Source organism: Candidatus Kuenenia stuttgartiensis, assembly GCF_900232105.1.
Classification (GTDB): domain Bacteria; phylum Planctomycetota; class Brocadiia; order Brocadiales; family Brocadiaceae; genus Kuenenia; species Kuenenia stuttgartiensis_A.
On sequence record NZ_LT934425.1, the window covers coordinates 2,079,102 to 2,097,210 of the forward strand.

The window sequence follows — 18,109 nt, forward strand, 5'->3', positions numbered from 1 at the left end:
ATGAAAAATGAAATAAAGGTGCTTTTGGTAGAAGACAACCCTGGCGACGTATACCTGGTTAGGGAAATGCTGGATGATATACAAAGCGTATCCTTCAGCCTTGAGTGCGCCTACCGCCTTTCTTCCGCATTGCAGAAACTGGAAAATGATTTTATAGACGTTATTCTCCTGGACCTTTCACTGCCTGACAGCCAGGGATTAAAAACATTCTGTTCAATACAAGCACATGCTTCAAGAACGCCAATTGTTGTGTTAAGCGGACTTGGCGATGAAGAGGTCGCAGTTGAAGCATTGAAGAAGGGTGCGCAGGACTACCTGATTAAAGGGAAAATAGACGGAGATTCACTTGCCCGCACCATGCGCTATTCCATGGAACGTAAGCAGATCGAACTGGAACTGCAGGACGGAAAACAGCGCTATAAACGACTTGTGGAAATACTGCCCGATATTATCTATAGAATTGACGCAAACGGCTATTTTACCTTCATAAATGAAGCCGTGCAGGTCTTTGGCTATGAGCCTGACGAACTCATCGGCAAACATTTTAGTGAACTGATACACCCTGATGACTTGAAAAAAGTAAGTCGCTCCGAAGTGCTGTCAGAATATTCAGGAAAGACAAGCGACTACAAAACCACGCCTAAATTGTTTGACGAACGAAGAACCGGACAAAGAAAAACCACAGGTTTGCAGATACGGGTAAAATCAAAGAAATCCCCGGAGTACATGGAATACACCATTCAGATTATAAAATGGCCCAAAAAGCATGAAAAGATCATTGAGGTTGCCGCTACAGGACATTACGACTCCGATATTATGAAGAACGATAAGCGATTCGTCGGAACCGTCGGCGTAATAAGAGATATTACCGGGAGTAAACACGCGGAGGAAATGATCTGTACGTTGTCCCTTGCCGTTGAACAAAGCCCGGCAATGATTGCCGTCACCGATACGGATGGCCGCATTGACTATATTAACCCGAAGTTCTGCAAAGTGACCGGCTTTGAACCGGAAGAAGTTCTGGGAAAAAATCTGATAGACATCATACAGCCCGGCGGTGAATCTTTATCCATGGCGGATAAAACGTTGTGGAAAGCAATCACCTCGAAAGGAGAATGGAAGGAAGCATTTTCCAGCAGGAAAAAACACGGAGAACTCTTTTGGACATCACTGTCTCTTTCCGCTATCAAAAGCAATGAAGGATTTATTTCCCATTATCTCGCAATTATGGAAGATATCACAGAGCATAAACAGGCGGAAGAAAGAATCCATTATCTGGCGTACTACGATTCACTGACTGCTTTGCCAAACAGGGAATTATTTCACGACCGTCTTAATATGGCAATAATACACGCTCATCGCAAACAACAAATGCTGGCAGTGGCATTCATTGATATCGACAGATTCAAAAAAGTCAACGATACACTGGGGCATAGCACAGGAGACCGCCTCCTGAAGATAATCGCAGACAGATTAAAAAGCTGCATACGCGAAGAAGATACGGTCAGCCGTCAGGGAGGAGACGAATTTGTGCTATTATTGACGGAAATTTCCAGGATGGAAGATGCAAATGACGTCACACAGAGAATTTTAAAGAAATTAAAAGAGCCGGTAATCATAGACGACCATGATCTCTGCATTAGCGCCAGTATTGGAATCGCCCTGTATCCGGGTGACGGCACAACAGCGGAAGCATTGCTGAAAAATGCCGATTCCGCCATGTACATTTCAAAGGAAAGCGGCAGGGACAACTATCATTTTTACTCCTCAACTGTGCAGGAAAAAGCCTACGAGCAGCTCCTCGAAGAAATGTACCTGCGCCGTGCCCTGGAGAACAGGGAGCTGGTTTTATACTATCAGCCGCAGGTGAATATTGCTACAGGGCGATTGGTTGGCATGGAAGCCCTTTTGCGTTGGAAACATCCTAAAAAAGGATTGATTTCCCCCGCAGAATTTATACCATTGGCGGAAGACACCGGGCAAATCGTGCCTATCGATTTCTGGGTGTTGCACACGGCCTGCAAACAGAACATGGCATGGCAAAGAGCCGGCCTCCCTTCCGTACCCATAGCGGTAAACATTTCAGGACATACTTTTGGACGCGAAAACCTGATAGATTTTGTGAATAACGTCTTACATGATACCCGTATGTCTCCCGATGCCCTTGATCTTGAGATCACGGAAGGTATTGCCATCCAAAACCTGCAAACCACCATTTACAAACTGAATAAATTGAAAAGCCTCGGGATTCAGATCACTATTGATGATTTTGGTACGGGCTTTTCCTCTTTAAGCTATCTCAGTAAATTCCCTATACAAAAACTCAAAATTGGCATGACATTTATTCATAACCTACATAAAGACCCGACTAATTCAGCGATTGTAAAAGCAGTTATCGCCATGGCAAAAAGTCTTCAACTTACGGTAATTGCTGAGGGCGTAGAGACAGATGAACAATTTGAATTTCTCCAGGGGCTGCAATGCGATGAATTCCAGGGCTATCTTTGCAGTAAAGCAGTGACGTCAGAAGAAATGGGAAGGTTTCTGGCAAAAAATGCCGGGAAGTTACTTTAAATTTATGTTTAGGAATTTCAATATTTTTATAGAGACGCATTGCAAGCGTCTCCCCGTTTACTATACCGGCCGCATTCCCGATTTTTTGTGCAACTATTAAGCGTAAACATTACACGACTCCAGGCGGGTTCAGGTTACAAATCTGAACCCGCGAATGTAGTTTCCATTGCCATTACGTTCCCAAACAGATACTTCACTATGTTCAGGACAAGATTTGAGAACGAGTTGTGCTTCGGTAGTTTAATAGATTACGCTGAATAGTTCTTTTTTGTAACCGTTCAGAGGGGTCAGGACGACACAACCCTGACAGGGTTCAGAACCATGTCAGGGTTAACACTACGGCAACGTTTCATTAAAACATGGCAAAAGTTACAAAAAATCAGGAATACCCCCCATTTTTCTTGGTATTGTGTTTGCCATGTTCTACTTTGGAACCCTGTAAGGGTTGTTTCGTACGGAGCCGATTTTGCGCCAGAGTTTCTATATCAACAGTTATGCCTTAACTACGCGCTTAAGCCGACGCCAAAAACTTAAAGCGGCTCTGGTAAGCGGAAAAACAATAGCGTAAAATGTAACTTCTCAATAAGTTGAGGTTTTTATAATAATTTCTACAGTCTACAGTAGGCAATCCACAATTTGCCGACTGTACGTATTCCCAAAAAATTGATACCGTGTTATTATAAAATAAGGGCATCTTATGAGAGTGGCAGTATATGAAAAATTTGCTCAACCATTGACTATTCAAGAGGTGCCTGATCCAGCGCCTGAGAAAACCGGCGTGGTGATTCGCGTGGGAGCTACCGGAATGTGCCGGAGTGACTGGCATGGATGGATGGGACACGATCCCTGCATTCGTTTGCCACATGTTCCCGGACACGAAATTGCAGGTGTTGTTGAAGAAACCGGGAAGGAAGTGTCACTGTGGAAGAAGGGAGACAGGGTGACCCTTCCGTTTGTGTGCGGATGCGGTGCATGCCCGCAATGCGCTTCTGGGAATCATCAGGTTTGTGACCGTCAGTCTCAGCCGGGATTCACCCATTGGGGTTCTTTTGCGCAGTACGTGGCAATCGATTATGCAGATGTTAATTTAGTACAGTTACCGGAAGATATTGATTTCGTAACCGCGGCGAGCCTCGGATGCCGCTTCAGCACTTCGTTTCGCGCAATTGTTGCACAGGGGAAGGTTTCAGCCGGGCAGTGGGTTGCTGTGCATGGATGCGGAGGCGTTGGTTTGTCGGCAATTATGATTGCAAGCGCCCTGGGGGCGAATGTTGTGGCGGTTGATATACAAAAAGAGAAACTTGATTTTGCCGGATCGGTTGGAGCTGTTGCGTTGGTGAATGCCGGGGAGGTGGAGGATGTGGCAGGAGCTATATTGGACATAACAAAAGGCGGGGTGCATGTTTCTGTCGATGCGCTTGGAAGTTCAAATACATGCTTTAATTCAATAGCTACTTTAAGAAAACGGGGGAAACATCTCCAGGTCGGACTGATGCTGGCGGAACACCGGCATCCCCCTATACCCATGGACAAGGTGATCGCAAATGAACTCGAAATACTGGGATGTCATGGAATGCAGGCGCATGAATACGGCGCTATGTTGGAGATGGTTTGCGAAGGGAAATTACGTCCGGAAAAATTGATTGGAAAAACAATCGGCCTTGAGGATGCGGCGCGTGAACTTCCAGACATGAACCGCTTCGGGTCTGTTGGTGTGATAGTAATAAATGAGTTTTAAAGGTAAGTGTAATACTATATGGTAAAAATATCCAATAAGGTAACCATTCCGATAGACGAAATATCGATGCACCCAATTCGTGCGCAGGGTGCGGGAGGGCAGCATGTCAACAAGGTTGCCACTGCTGTTCAGTTGCGCTTCGATATCAATGCGTCGTCGTTGCCTGATTTTTATAAAGAAAGGCTTTTATCGCTGAGTGACCGCCGTATTTCAGGAGAAGGGGTGATCGTTATCAAGGCGCAGAAATATCGCAGCCAGGACAAAAATAAAGAGGATGCGCTCAACCGGCTGCGGGATTTTATAAAAAGTGCGGTTATTGTGCAAAAAAAACGGAAGCCCACGAAACCTAAAAAAGCTGCAAAGGAAAAGCGTTTGGAAAGTAAGACGAATCGTGGACGATTGAAGATATCGAGAAAACCAGTGGAGTATTAAAATGCATTTGCCTGTGGGGCTGATTTTTTGCAGTTTGCGTTTTTATCAGTACTGAACGAAGTAGGCATCTTTAAAGGTACTCCCTTTATAGTTGATGCCTCTGATCTTTTCCCTAAGTTTTTTTGCCTCATCCGTAGAAACATCGGCAAAATCACCAACGTCCACCGACAATAGCTTGCCGTATTGATATATCCTTGCTTTATGGATGCCATTGCTTTGCAGATATGCTATCAGTTCTTCCGCGCCTTTTTTATTCTTTTCTATGTTCTGCAGGGTAACTATCCGGAGACTCCACATGTTATTTTGGGGTGCGGCGTCTGTTAGAATGGAAGTCTCTTCTGTTTGGGGTGACTGGCTATCCTGCGCTTGTTGTAGTTGCGCTGAAGACATGTTTGCTTCTTCAGATACCGGCTTCATTTTGCGGAATTCTTCCGATAAGGTGTTGATAGTTTGCAATATGCCTTGATTTATACTGCCCATTTTGCCGACTGATTTGGCGAGTTCCGCAATGTCTTTGTTGTGTTTTTGGGTTGCATGGTCAACCATGTCTTCCATCACGCTTATTTTGGCGTCATAACCGGCAAAGCGACGGCTATTGTCTCTGCTGGTTTTGCCCGTGAAAAAAAGCATAAATAAAAAAGCAACTATTGCCTGAGATGCGAGTATGGCCGCCACTTTTATTGCAATTCGTTTAAGGCGGTTTCCCTCTTCGTTGATTCCTCGTATTTTGTTAATAAAATGCATATCGGATACCGGGGTTATTTTATGGTTTCTGTTGATAAACGGTAATAGTTTTGTATTTTGAAAATTCTAAGTAAAGTGAAACGTAACCCGGCAGGCCATGTTGTTTTCCCCTGACGGACACCTGATAACCGGACGATACACGTCACTATCCAATTCATTATTGGGAAGTATGGTACTACATGAGAATACGCAAGTCAATGCGTTTTATGTATTTGGACAGTGCAACGCAAAAAACTTCTAAAAATCGTATCTGATTGCTAAGGAAACACACAATATTTTGCCAAAACAGGAAGGGGTAAGTGTATGAATAGATGCTTTCAAAACGTTATACTTGGTGCAATTTTCGTATCTGTGGCGGGAGGTTCTGTCTGTGTAATGGCGCGGGATGCGGCTACTTACCTGACGAATAAAATCAAACCCGCGGTTGTTTCTCTCACGTCTTTCGATAAAGACGGGAATGAGTTTAATCAGGGGGGTGGGTTCATTATAAATGAGCGAGGCGATATTATTACCCATAGTAAAGTATTCATGGATGCGCATAGTATTCGGGTTAAAAACTTTCAGGGCAATAGCTATTCCGTAACAAAAATTCTTGCGGAGGATAAAGAAGGCGGCCTTGTGCAATTGGCAATCGACAATTTTGAAAGCAGGGCGTCTCCTTTGCCGTTGACCATGATCCTGCCCGGTGTAAATGAACAAATCATGGTGATAAATAATTCATTCGATTCAGGACATTTTGCGGTGACTGGAGTTGTCTCCGGGGTTTCTGAAATTCCGTTGTTCGGAACTATAATAAGGATAAAGGCGTCGTTTCCGCTTAGTTGCATTGGAAGTCCTGTGGTAAATATGAATGGTGAAGCCGTGGGTATTATGGCCTTCATTTCTACCGGTGGGGAAGGTTACGCTCTTGCCTGCGAAAGGCTTAAAAGCCTTGTTCCGGTAAAGGAGCAATCATTTTCTGAAAGGAGAGGTTTGGGGGAGATTTCCGAAGAGGCATTTTATGGGGAAGGAATTTTCCTTATCGGAAATGAAGAATATGAAAAGGCAATTTCCTTATTGGAAAAGGCAATAACTAAAGACAGGAACTATGCCCATGCATACTTTCAGATTGGTTACTGTAAAAATAAGCTTGGCAATTATCCCGATGCAATAAAAAACCTGAAACAGGCGGTTCGTTTGAAACCGGAATTTCCGGAAGGGCACTTCCAGCTTGGCATGGCATATTTTATGCAAAAACAATATAAGGGGGCGGTTGAATCTCTCCTTGATGCGGTGCGCAGCAATGCGCAATTTTTTGAGGCATATTTCATGCTTGGTTTAGCCTACACGGCTCTTGAGCGGCATCGTGACGCCATTGAGGCATACTGGCAAGCCATTGGTATTAACAAGGATGTTCCGGAAGTACATTTTCATCTGGGTATGGCATATTTGCAAACAAAAAATAAGCTAATGGCATATGAGGAATATAAAGTACTTAAAAATATGAACAAGCATCTTGCATCAAAGCTTTTTAAGATGATTTATCAATGAGGCCGGGCTTCACTTCATACCTTCATACCTGAGGATGCGTTATTTACCCGGATTTAAATGAAAGAAAGCCTGCCATGCGAATGCGTAAAATACTCATTGTTCACGAAACCAGGATATTGCGAACATTACTCAAAACATACCTTATCTCCGCGCTTAATGATGTTGTTATCATCGAGGCGCCTTCCGCAGCAGAAGCTTTGGAAAAATTTAAAGAACAAAAATTCGAGGTAATTATTTGCGGTATGCAATTTAAACAAGCAAACGGCATTGCTCTTTTCAAAGAGTTAAAAAATGAGGAAATAAACAAAGATACGCCCTTTATTATTGTGACTTCCACAGGTTCGAAAGAAAATGATATTCAGCATTATTTTTTATCTCCCTTTACACCTATAGAATTAAGGGAAAAAATCAATACGGTTTGCGACCCACGTCAATGGTGTGCGCACGACAGTATAAGTATGCCGGATGCCAAGGCCATAATCCACGTTAATAATGACCCCATTGATGCAGGCATAATCAATGCGATAACACCTGCACAAAATCTTACAACGACTTGCTGAACAGCACCCATCTCACCGTTATATTCCCTCCCCGGTTTGATAACATACAAATAAAAATCTTATGGTGTAAGCTCCTCCGGGTAAATGTCTTTCGCTGGGATGAAGTATACTTTCCGAAGTGTACTCCGGAGCATATGAGGGTTGTTTGGCAGATAATAAAAATATCTGATGAAGATAAAGAAAAATTTGAAGAAATCTGCAGAAAAATCCAAAAAGAGCATAAGAGTATAGATGAGATCAAAAAACACTAAAAGAATTACAAAAACTCTTTTTTTATGCTGGTAACAATTGCTTCCGGGGATTGAATAATGTCGACAACGAAGGCGTCTTCCGGTTCTTCCAACGTTTCAAACTGGCTTAAAAGAAGGTTTTCGTTCAAAAAATGCCCCTTCCGCCTATTTAACCTTTGACATATGAGTTCCCGTTCCCCTTTTAAATATACAAACCGGACAGATTCATGCTTATCTGCCAAAAACCTGCGATATGATTGCTTGAGGGCAGAACAGGCAATAACGGCATGCTCTTTCTTTGCTATTGTTTTTTCAATGATTTTTTGCAAGACCTCTAACCATGGCATTCTTTCTGCATCTGTTAAGGCAATTCCCTTTTTAAGATTTTCAATATTTGAAGGAGGATGATAATCATCGCCGTCGTAAAATGTCCATCCAAGATCATCGGCAAGAATACGCCCGATTGTTGTCTTGCCGGAACCCGATACACCCATTAAAATAATAATCATGTACCTGTTTCGTCTGTAGTAAAAAACAATAGTGACCGGATATCAAAGGGTGTTTTTTTCGTCATAATATTACTCCTCATTTTTTAATACTTCCGCCGCAAGGTTAGGTCATAGACTTGGGAGATAATAATGTATCCACCTGCGCTTTCGTAAGTATCTTTTTCTCGAGGATAATTTCCTTTACAGACCGCCCGGTTTTCATAGACTCCTTCACTACTTCCGCAGCATTTGCATAACCAATAATTGGGTTTAATATCGTAACAATCCCCAAACTTTTCACTGCATAATCCTCACACTTCTCCTTATTTACGGTAATCCCCCGCACACATTTTTCATCAAACACTTTCACGGCGTTTGTAAGGATTAAAATAGAATCCAGTATTTTATGCTGAATCAACGGCATCATGACGTTTAATTCAAATTGACCCGCCTGTGCTGCAAGCATGATTGATGTGTCGTTGCCAATAACTGAAAAACACACCATCGTTAACATTTCCGGAATAACGGGATTGACCTTGCCTGGCATAATAGAAGATCCGGGTTGTACCGCAGGCAGGTTAATTTCCGCCAGTCCCGTATTTGGCCCGGAATTCATCAGCCGCAAATCATTAGCGATGCGTATCAGCTCCACGGACAAAGCGCGAAGCGCCCCGGAAAATTCCACAAACGGCCTGTTGCTTTGCATGGCTTCAAAACGGTTTTTTGATGCGACAATATCAAGTCCGGTAATCTCTCTCAGATATTCAATCATCTTCGGTATATACCCTGGAGGTGTATTGATGCCGGTACCCGCAGCGCTTCCCCCTATGCCTGATTCCTTCAATGATTCACCTGCCTTTTCAATACCCATGTTTGCTTTCCGCAAAGATTCTTTATACCCGGAAAATTCCTGCCCCAGACGAATGGGAACAGCGTCCTGCAGGTGTGTGCGGCCTGATTTCACAATAGTGTCAAATGCCTTTGCTTTAAGGTCAAATGAATCCGTTAAATCAGATACATTTGCAATCAGTTTTCTTGATGAAAGCAACGCGGCTATGCGCATGGCGGTGGGATATACATCATTTGTGGATTGTCCGCAGTTTACGTGGTCATTTGGATGAACAAGAGAGTAGTCGCCTTTTTCCCCGCCCAGCATTTCAATCGCAATATTGGCAATTACTTCATTCACATTCATATGGTGTGATGTCCCTGCCCCTGCCTGATAAACATCAACACAAAACTGTTCCTGAAACTCGCCTTTCAATATGCGGTCGCATGCTTCAGTAATCGCCTCGCCAATTTTTCTGTCAAGGCGCCCTGTTTCGCTATTTACCATGGCAGCGGCCTTTTTGACGTAAACAATTGCAGTGGTAAAAATTGGCTGGGACGTACTGTCACTAATTGGAAAGTTTTCGATAGCCCTTGCTGTTTGTACGCCATAATAGGCATTCGCAGGTATTTTCATCTCGCCCAGATAATCTTTTTCTTTTCGAAACGATATTGTTTGTTTATCGCTCATTTTGAAATTATAAGGATTTCTCAAAAAACTAAAGTGTTACCAACTATTACCCATACGGTGAAATGCAATGATTTCCCTCTTGCCGTCATTTAAGGAAGAATCTTCGCAACTGCCTGCCAAATCGTATCTGCAATGACATGCTCCGGCAATAAGGTGTTGTTTTTTGTGCAATCAACGGTTTTCCAATTAGGTTTCCCCTTTGCAATTTCTATAAAAGTTTCCTGTGCGGATTTCATATGATGCATATCTTCTTCGTGGATGTCTTTTTTTGCACCGGCAAGATATTCGCGTTGCCCTTTCTTTTCTACAAGGAAATAGGCAATTTCTGCAGGTACATAAAGCAGTATACTGAGATGCGGACGTGGGATTCCAAAAACTGTATGTTCCAGTTGGTCCAACCATTGGAAGAATTGTGCCCTTTCTTCCGAATTCTTTATTTTTCCACCCTGATGAGCCATATTATCACACACATACCGGTTCGATATAATTATTTTCCCTGCATCAATCCATGTCTGTATCTGATCTTTTTTTTCAAAGCGATCCCCTGCGTAAAGGATAGAGGCAAGGTACGGGCTTACAGCATCCGCTGCGCCGAAGCTACCCCTTAAATATTTTGCAACCATTTCGGCAAAGAAGGTCTTGCCGTATTGGGGGAAATCGATAGTCGCCACGGGATATCCCTCTTTAAGCAATCTTTCGTAAAGAAGTTTTGTTTGAACCGTTTTGCCGCTTCCGTCAATACCGGTAATAACGATAAGTTTTCCCTGCATAATACATTCTCCGTATTGTGCCATTTTTATAATGGTCTTCTATCGTTTTGTGGAAAATATTTTGCTACTCCGGAATAATCATCCTTTGATAACACACAACGGTTTCAACTGCGCAACTTTCTTGCTGATGCCTGCGTGTTGCACGACATCCACTACCTTCGTCACATCCTTGTATGCATCAGATAGTTCCTCCTCCAGAGTAGCGCGGCTGTCTGCGCGGACGAGTATCCCTTTTTCTTTCAGTTCCTGTGCGATACTCCGGCCCTTGGCCACCTTTGTAGCCTGATTTCTGCTCATGACCCGCCCCGCCCCGTGACACGTACTGCCGAAGGTATCGGAATATGCCTTCTCCGTGCCGACAAGCACATAGGAACAACGTCCCATGTCGCCCGGTATGAATACCGGCTGGCCTACTGCTTTGTATGCGGCAGGAGTGTCGGGGTGGTTTGGAGGAAATGCGCGGGTAGCGCCTTTCCGGTGAACACACAGCCGCTTTTTCTGCCCATTCACGAGATGGTCTTCAAATTTGGCGATATTGTGACAGGCATCATACACCAGCGATATCCTGGATTCCTTAGGACTTACGTGCAATGCCCTCTCAAAGGATTCCCTAACCCAGTGGGTAATCATCTGCCGGTTGGCAAAGGCATAATTGGCTGCACAGGCCATTGCTGCAAAGTAATCCCGCCCTTCCGGAGAATTAATCGGAGCGCAGCATAGCTGCCGGTCAGGCAGTTCAATATTATATTTTCCGGATGCTCTAATCATTACTTTAATAAAGTCATCACACACCTGATAACCCAATCCCCTGGACCCCGTGTGTATCATAATAGTAATACCGTCCTTTTCGAGCCCTAACGTGCGGGCAATTTTTTCGTCGAAAATCTCCGATACGTAGCCAACTTCGACAAAGTGGTTGCCGGAACCGAGGGTGCCTAACTGTGCCAGCCCCCGCTCAATTGCCCTGGTGGAAACCAGTTCCGGATCTGCTCCAAAGATGCATCCCTTTTCTTCGATATGTTCTAAATCTTCTTTTGATCCATAGCCGTGAGAAACCGCCCATTGTGCGCCGTTTTTGAGTACATTTTTTACTTCATGTTGTGATAGTTTCAAATCCTTGCGATGCGACCCCACGCCGGAGGGAATGTTGACAAACAGGCTATCAACAATGGACTCCAGTTTGCCGGAAATCTCCACTCGACACAATCCCGTTTTGAGCAATCTTACCCCGCAGTTAATGTCGTAGCCTACTCCTCCAGGGGATACCACGCCATCCTCCATATCAAACGCAGCCACACCACCGATGGGGAAGCCGTATCCCCAATGAATATCGGGCATTCCAAGTGAATGACCAACTATTCCAGGTAGACATGCGACATTTATTACCTGTTGCAGACTTTCGTCTTTTTGTATTTCCTTCATCATCGATTCGTCGGCATATACGATGCCATCCACGTGCATCTTTCCTTCTCTGAGAATACGCCAACGGTAATCATCTATCTTTTGTATTTTGTAGTTGCGTTCATTCATAATATCTCCGGTTTTTCTTTTAATGATAATAATTGAAGCTTACTCTGGTTTTAAGAGCAGATTTATCTGGCTATAAATCGAAAATAACACGTGCTCTCCAGCGGCTGTTTTCTTGTTTTATTACCAGATTATGATGGGTTACTGCCTTTATCGCTGTTTTAATAACGTGCCTCTTTTCATCCAATAGTTCGCCATGTATTGTTGCCTTTAACTGAAGGTCATTCATATCGTTAATGTAAAATTCTTTAAACAGCATATTTTTTATTTCATGCAAATATAATAATTCGCTCAGCCAGTTTACGAGCAATTGTTCTTTGTCAATTCCATCCACAGCAATGATACGTGTATCTTTTTTTTCGACAGTGGAGAGATCGGCGATTATATCAAACATGGCGAATGCGGCATTTGAGAATAATTGCGGCATTGTATCTCCGAAGATATCAATACCGATGTCTGCAGTATGATCTATTAATTTGTATTTAAGCATGATAGTAAGATTGATTTTACATTGTTGTTGTGTAAAAATTTTTGGTTGCAGCGCAGCCGTGTTGTGCCAGATAAAAAGAATTTTTACGGCGATACAAAATCGTGTTCCGGATGCCGTATGGTAAGTACCGGGCAGGACGCTTTCCGCACCACTTTTTCCGCAACACTGCCCATAAAGACATGCGCCAAACCTGTTCTGCCATGAGTGCCGAGCACAATGAGATCCGTATTGTACTCCTTTGCCGTCCTGATAATTTCTGCAAACGGAACACCCTGGACAACGACCGCTTCTACGGATATCTTGCCTTGTGTTTCTTCGTTTACCGATTTAAGCAGCCTGGATTTCAGCATATCAATCGTTTCTTCGTTTATAATATTTGTAGTAACAGGGATGTAGGGCAATTCAGGGTTATTTACGTCAAGAAATCGTGTATCCAATACATGCAGCAGGTAAAGTTTTGCCTGAAATTTTGTTGCAAGTTCTATTGCATAGGCCAGCGCTTTTTCCGAATAGATGGAATAATCCACCGGGCAAAGGATGTTGTTTATAGTAATCATGATTTAGGCCTTTCATTAAGGTTTTTGGGAAAGGACTACATCTATTGCCTCGTCTATTTTTTCAATATAGACGCATTGAATCTTTTCCCGGATTTCCTTGTCGATTTCTTCGAAATCGTCTTTGTTTTTCAATGGCAATACAATTGTTTTTACTCCCGCCCTTATAGCGGCGAGGATCTTTTCCTTTACCCCTCCTATAGGCAGCACGTTACCCGTTAAAGTAATCTCACCTGTGAGTGCAACCTCCCTTTTTGCAGGCCTGCAGGTAAGCAGCGAGATAAGTGCGATGCACATGGTAATGCCTGCTGACGGGCCATCCTTTGGTATTGCCCCAGAAGGTACATGGATATGTATTTCCGATGTGTCATAGAAGGTTTCGTCGATGCCCAGTCGTTTCGCATTACTACGAATATAGCTGAGCGAGGCGATGGCGGACTCCTGCATGATATCACCCAGTAAACCGGTGAGGGTGAGTTGTTTTTCGCCCCGCATCCTGGATACCTCTATGAAAATAATGTCGCCGCCTGTTTCAGTCCACGCAAGGCCTGTGACCACTCCAATTTTATCTTCTTCCTCGGTTACCTGGTAAAAGAATTTTCGTGGGCCAAGAAATTTTTCAACCGTTTCCGGGAGTATAATTTTTGTGACCTGAGCTTCTCCCACGATTTCTTTTGCGATTTTTCTGCAGATCGAAGCAATTTCCCTTTCTAAATTTCTTAAACCAGCCTCCCGTGTATATTCCAGAACAATTTTGGTTATTGCAGCATCCTGAAAGTCTACAGGATATTTTTCCAGGCCGTTTTCTTTTATTTGCTTCGGAATGAGAAACTGGTGTGCAATTTTCAGTTTTTCATCCTCGCTGTATCCTGAAAGATATATCACCTCCATACGGTCTCTTAATGCGACATGGACGGTATCAAGGATGTTTGCCGTAGTAATAAATAATACATCGGAAAGGTCAAAAGCCACGTCAAGATAATGATCAACGAAGCTGAAATTTTGCTCCGGGTCCAGCACTTCCAACAAGGCAGACGCCGGATCTCCTCTGAAATCTTCGCCAATTTTATCTATTTCATCGAGCATGAATATCGGATTGCATGCTCCCGCACGGCAGATTTCCTGCATGATACGACCAGGAAGGGCGCCGACGTAGGTGCGCCTGTGTCCCCTGATTTCTGCTTCATCTCTTATTCCTCCCAGAGAGATGCGGATAAACTTTCTGCCAAGCGCACGTGCGATGGATTTGCCCAGCGAAGTTTTGCCTGTTCCAGTAGGGCCGCAAAAGCAAAGGATCGGTCCCTTTAATTTTTCTTTCAATTTGTGCACAGCGAGAAATTCGAGTATGCGTTCTTTCACTTTTTTCAGGTCATAGTGGTCTTCATCTAGAATTTTTGACGCCTGGTTAATATCGAGATTATCTACCGTTTTCTTATTCCAGGGGATATTGATAAGGTAGTCGAGGTATGTGCGTGAGACGGTATACTCCGGTGATGCGGGATTTATATCCCTTAACCGCTCCAATTCTTTGGTGGCAACAAGTTCTACCTCCTTTGGCATTTCCGCCTTTTTGATATTTTCTTCCAGTTTGATGAATTCCGCCATATGGGGTTCGTCTTTACCCAGCTCTTTTTGAATTGCCTTCATCTGCTCTTTTAAAAAAAATTCACGTTGCGCCTTTAACATTTCCTTGGCGACTTCGTCGTTTATTTTACCTTTTAGTTCCCGTACCTGAATGTCTTTGTTGAGATAATGAAATACTATCCGCAACCGCTTCTGAGGATCAACCATTTCCAGAAGTTTTTGTTTTTCGTCAATGTGCAAGTCCAGATATACGGTGACAAGGTCGGCCATGATGGATGGATTGTTTATGGTATCAATCATCGGGATAATGTCCTTGGGAAGTGCTTTTCCCAGCATTGCGCTCAATTTGAAAAGCGTTTTGACGCTTTGTATTAATACGTCTATCGTTTCAGATTTTTCCGAGAACTCCCGGAGTTCTTCGATTTTTGCCGTGCAATACGGTTCAGTTTGCGTATATTCCGTTACTTTTATTCTCATAAGGCCTTCAACAAGGCATTTTATAGTATCGGAAGTGGATTCGAATATCCTGACAACCTTTGACGCCGTGCCAATATCATAAAAGTCTTCATGTCTCGGAGAGGCGACATGGTATTTTAATACGACGATACCGATACATTCATTTTTTGCATGGGCTTCATTTATAGCCGTTATGAGTCCTTTTCCATATAATTCTATTACACGGACAAGCCGGGGAAATACTATGTCCTCTTTTACCGGAATAATGCTAATTATTTCGGGCAAAGGGATGCTATCGCCATTCTTGTGTAAAGTAAAAGTCGTTTTTTCCATAGAGGGGTTAAGTGAGTTGTTAAATGTAACCTGCATTTTGCAAACCCTGTTGCATAATCAGGTTAGAAAAGGTAGAATTCCCATGGTATTAGAGAAGAAAAAAACATTTTAAAAAAATATGAGCCTGTTCGTTGTTGAATATAACACAAAAATACGGTCAAAAACAGCCAAAAAACAATACAGAAATGAGCGGAAAGGGATTTCCAATCTCGTTCCCAGGCCGGAACTCCGGAACGAGCATTTTTATTTTTTCGAAAACGAAAAGGATACTTTTGTCGTAATTCAGGATAAATCATACGAATGAATTTTGTACCGGAAAAGATAGATATACTTATTCAACTTGCGATTCGGGAAGATATTGGATCGGGTGATATCACAACGGAAAGTATTTTCCCCCCGGATTTAACGGGTGAAGGGGAATTCCTCGCAAAGGAAGATGGGGTCATCGCAGGGTTACCTGTCGTTGAGCGCTTGTTTTCAAAAATTGACAAAAATATTCTTTTAAAAAAGGGTATTTCGGAGGGGATGTTTGTCAAAAAAGGCGATGTTATAGCTTCCGTCAATGGCAATGTTCGTCCGATACTTTCCGGAGAAAGGATTGCTTTAAACTTCCTTCAGCGGCTTTCAGGTATTGCGACCCTTACTGCGCAATTTGTTGAAGAGGTGAAACCCCTGAAGGTGGCGGTTATGGATACAAGAAAAACAGCTCCCGGCTGGCGTTATTTGGAAAAATATGCCGTTGCTATCGGAGGGGGAGTTAATCATAGAATGGGTCTTTATGATCAGGTGCTGGTAAAAGATAACCACCTTGATTTTATGAAAAAAGAGTTGTTGGCGGAGGAAATTGCCGGTATCAGTGTCATCGAAAAAACGGTCTCAATGCTAAGGAGGAAAATAGGGAATCACGTTTTAATTGAAATGGAGACGCGAACGTTATCTGAGGTGGAAGATGCGATCAAAGCGGATGTTGACGTCATATTGCTTGACAACATGGACGCCGAAAAGATAAGGTCGGCTGTTTCGCTGGTCAAAAACGGGAAGTATTGTAAGGGAGCGCATCGTCCCCTTACGGAGGCCTCCGGGAATATTACATTAGACAATGTGAAATCAATAGCACAGACAGGCGTTGACCGGATTTCTATCGGGGCACTTACCCACTCGGCAAAGGCGCTGGATATTTCGTTAAAAATCTCCCTGCAGTGAGTGGTATTCTGTTATGGATGGTTAAATAGCGTCAACGCCAATATCTTTTCTGTAATAAACCCCCTCAAAAGACAAACGATCAATTGCGTCGTAAACAAACGTCCTTGCCTCCTTCAAATCCTTTCCCGTGGCGGTTATCCCCAATACACGCCCCCCGTTCGTTACAATATTGCCGTGAACGTTAGCGGTGCCGGCGTGAAATACCTGTATGTTTTTTAATGCTTTCACCGCTTGTAAGCCTGAAATAGGCAGCCCTTTCCTGTATTTGCCAGGATATCCTTTTGACGCCAATACCACGCAGACGGAATGGCTGTCGTACCATTCCAGTTCCGCTTTGTCCAATGTGTTGTTGCTTGCCGCCAGGAGAAGCGATGCCAGATCGCTCTTCATTCGTACCAGAAGCGCCTGTGTTTCCGGGTCTCCAAACCTTGCGTTAAACTCAAGCACTTTTGGCCCCGCATTGGTTAGCATTAGCCCCGCATAAATGATGCCACTGTAAGGGCGGTTTTCTCTCTTCATGGCATGGATGATTGGCACCAATATGTTTTCCTCGACATAACGCTGCATCTCATTTGTAATGAGATGCGAGGGGGAATAGGCGCCCATACCCCCTGTGTTTGGGCCTTTATTTCCCTCGTAAATTGCTTTATGATCTCTTGCGGAAGAAAGCGGGATAATTGTTTGTCCGTCGGTAATAGCAAGGATTGACACTTCTTCTCCATGTAAACATTCCTCAATCACCACCCTATCTCCTGCGTTGCCAAATATCCTTTCCACCATTATCTCTTGTAAGTGTTCCTTCGCTTCTTCAAGCGTTTTGCATACAAAAACACCCTTTCCTTTGGCCAGGCCATCCGCCTTGATAACAATGGGAGCGAAACATTTCTCCAGATATTTTTCAGCCATTTTTATGTCTTCGAATACGCGAAAGTCGGCGGTGGGAATACTGTGTTTTTTCATAATGGTTTTTGCAAAGACCTTGCTTCCTTCGATAAGAGATGCCCTTTTGCTCGGTCCGAAAATATCCAGATTGCCATCCTTGAATGTATCGACAATGCCGGAAAGCAGCGGGTCTTCGGGGCCTACAACGGTCAGATCGATTTTTTGCCTGATAGCGAAATTGAACAGGCCTTCGATATTATTGACGTCAATATCAACGCATTCGGCAACTTCCGCAATCCCGGGATTTCCCGGGGCGCAAAATATTTTCTTTACTTTCGGCGATTGCGCTATCTTCCAGGCAATAGCATGTTCTCTTCCGCCGCTTCCAATAATCAATATTTTCATGTGTGTTGTTTCCTTCATTGTAGTTGGATGGTATTCATACATTTAGTGATATTTAAGGTGCAAGGTTAACGCAGGTCGAAACATTCTATC

At 43.5% G+C, this 18,109-nt stretch carries 15 protein-coding genes; 6 read left to right on the forward strand and 9 right to left on the reverse strand.

The genetic code is table 11. The features are described 5' to 3' along the window. The 3 genes from KSMBR1_RS09510 (at position 1) to arfB (ending at position 4,744) form a co-directional block, all read left to right on the forward strand. Complete coding sequence (locus KSMBR1_RS09510) at positions 1-2,574, forward strand: EAL domain-containing protein (protein WP_099325116.1); 2,574 nt, start codon at positions 1-3, stop codon at positions 2,572-2,574. Positions 2,575-3,271: 697 nt separating this feature from the next. Then, positions 3,272-4,312, forward strand: a complete 1,041-nt coding sequence (locus KSMBR1_RS09515) for a zinc-dependent alcohol dehydrogenase family protein (RefSeq protein WP_099325117.1) — start codon at positions 3,272-3,274, stop codon at positions 4,310-4,312. Between the two features lie 18 nt (positions 4,313-4,330). After that, entirely contained in the window at positions 4,331-4,744 is a 414-nt protein-coding gene (gene arfB, locus KSMBR1_RS09520; protein ID WP_099325118.1) for an alternative ribosome rescue aminoacyl-tRNA hydrolase ArfB, read from the forward strand. 45 nt (positions 4,745-4,789) lie between these two features. Here the strand turns inward: arfB and KSMBR1_RS09525 are convergent, their stop codons facing one another. After that, positions 4,790-5,488 (reverse strand): hypothetical protein, encoded by a 699-nt coding sequence (locus tag KSMBR1_RS09525; RefSeq protein WP_099325119.1) that lies wholly within the window; start codon positions 5,486-5,488, stop codon positions 4,790-4,792. A gap of 303 nt (positions 5,489-5,791) precedes the next feature. Here KSMBR1_RS09525 and KSMBR1_RS09530 point away from each other — a divergent pair, with 303 nt between their 5' ends. Together KSMBR1_RS09530 and KSMBR1_RS09535 are read left to right on the forward strand one after the other, a co-directional pair. Next, on the forward strand, positions 5,792-7,018 hold the full coding sequence (locus KSMBR1_RS09530; RefSeq protein WP_099325120.1) for a tetratricopeptide repeat protein: 1,227 nt from the start codon (positions 5,792-5,794) through the stop codon (positions 7,016-7,018). Between the two features lie 80 nt (positions 7,019-7,098). Beyond that, positions 7,099-7,578 (forward strand): response regulator, encoded by a 480-nt coding sequence (locus tag KSMBR1_RS09535; protein ID WP_157820505.1) that lies wholly within the window; start codon positions 7,099-7,101, stop codon positions 7,576-7,578. Positions 7,579-7,834: 256 nt separating this feature from the next. Here KSMBR1_RS09535 and KSMBR1_RS09545 read toward each other — a convergent pair whose 3' ends face one another. The 7 genes from KSMBR1_RS09545 to lon all read right to left on the reverse strand — a co-directional run bounded on the left by KSMBR1_RS09545 (position 7,835) and on the right by lon (position 15,565). Next, complete coding sequence (locus KSMBR1_RS09545) at positions 7,835-8,317, reverse strand: gluconokinase (RefSeq protein ID WP_099325123.1); 483 nt, start codon at positions 8,315-8,317, stop codon at positions 7,835-7,837. A 103-nt stretch (positions 8,318-8,420) separates the two neighbouring features. Continuing rightward, positions 8,421-9,815, reverse strand: coding sequence for an aspartate ammonia-lyase (locus KSMBR1_RS09550; RefSeq protein ID WP_099325124.1), 1,395 nt, complete (start codon positions 9,813-9,815; stop codon positions 8,421-8,423). 89 nt (positions 9,816-9,904) lie between these two features. Continuing rightward, on the reverse strand, positions 9,905-10,609 hold the full coding sequence (gene tmk / locus KSMBR1_RS09555) for a dTMP kinase (RefSeq protein ID WP_099325125.1): 705 nt from the start codon (positions 10,607-10,609) through the stop codon (positions 9,905-9,907). 54 nt (positions 10,610-10,663) lie between these two features. Beyond that, the gene (locus KSMBR1_RS09560; protein ID WP_099325126.1) at positions 10,664-12,115 is read right to left on the reverse strand and encodes an RtcB family protein; all 1,452 of its coding nucleotides are present in this window, start codon (positions 12,113-12,115) and stop codon (positions 10,664-10,666) included. A 70-nt stretch (positions 12,116-12,185) separates the two neighbouring features. Beyond that, positions 12,186-12,602: an archease gene (locus tag KSMBR1_RS09565; protein ID WP_099325127.1), complete on the reverse strand. Its 417-nt coding sequence runs from the start codon at positions 12,600-12,602 to the stop codon at positions 12,186-12,188. Positions 12,603-12,685: 83 nt separating this feature from the next. Beyond that, positions 12,686-13,159, reverse strand: coding sequence for a universal stress protein (locus KSMBR1_RS09570; RefSeq protein ID WP_099325128.1), 474 nt, complete (start codon positions 13,157-13,159; stop codon positions 12,686-12,688). 15 nt (positions 13,160-13,174) lie between these two features. Beyond that, on the reverse strand, positions 13,175-15,565 hold the full coding sequence (lon, locus tag KSMBR1_RS09575) for an endopeptidase La (RefSeq protein ID WP_230408062.1): 2,391 nt from the start codon (positions 15,563-15,565) through the stop codon (positions 13,175-13,177). A gap of 264 nt (positions 15,566-15,829) precedes the next feature. On the opposite strand from lon, the gene nadC reads away from it, so the two are divergent. Then, positions 15,830-16,732 (forward strand): carboxylating nicotinate-nucleotide diphosphorylase, encoded by a 903-nt coding sequence (nadC, locus tag KSMBR1_RS09585; protein ID WP_099325130.1) that lies wholly within the window; start codon positions 15,830-15,832, stop codon positions 16,730-16,732. 21 nt (positions 16,733-16,753) lie between these two features. On the opposite strand, the gene purD is transcribed toward nadC, so the two are convergent. Further along, positions 16,754-18,019 (reverse strand): phosphoribosylamine--glycine ligase, encoded by a 1,266-nt coding sequence (purD, locus tag KSMBR1_RS09590; RefSeq protein ID WP_099325131.1) that lies wholly within the window; start codon positions 18,017-18,019, stop codon positions 16,754-16,756. Between the last annotated feature and the right edge of the window lie 90 nt (positions 18,020-18,109).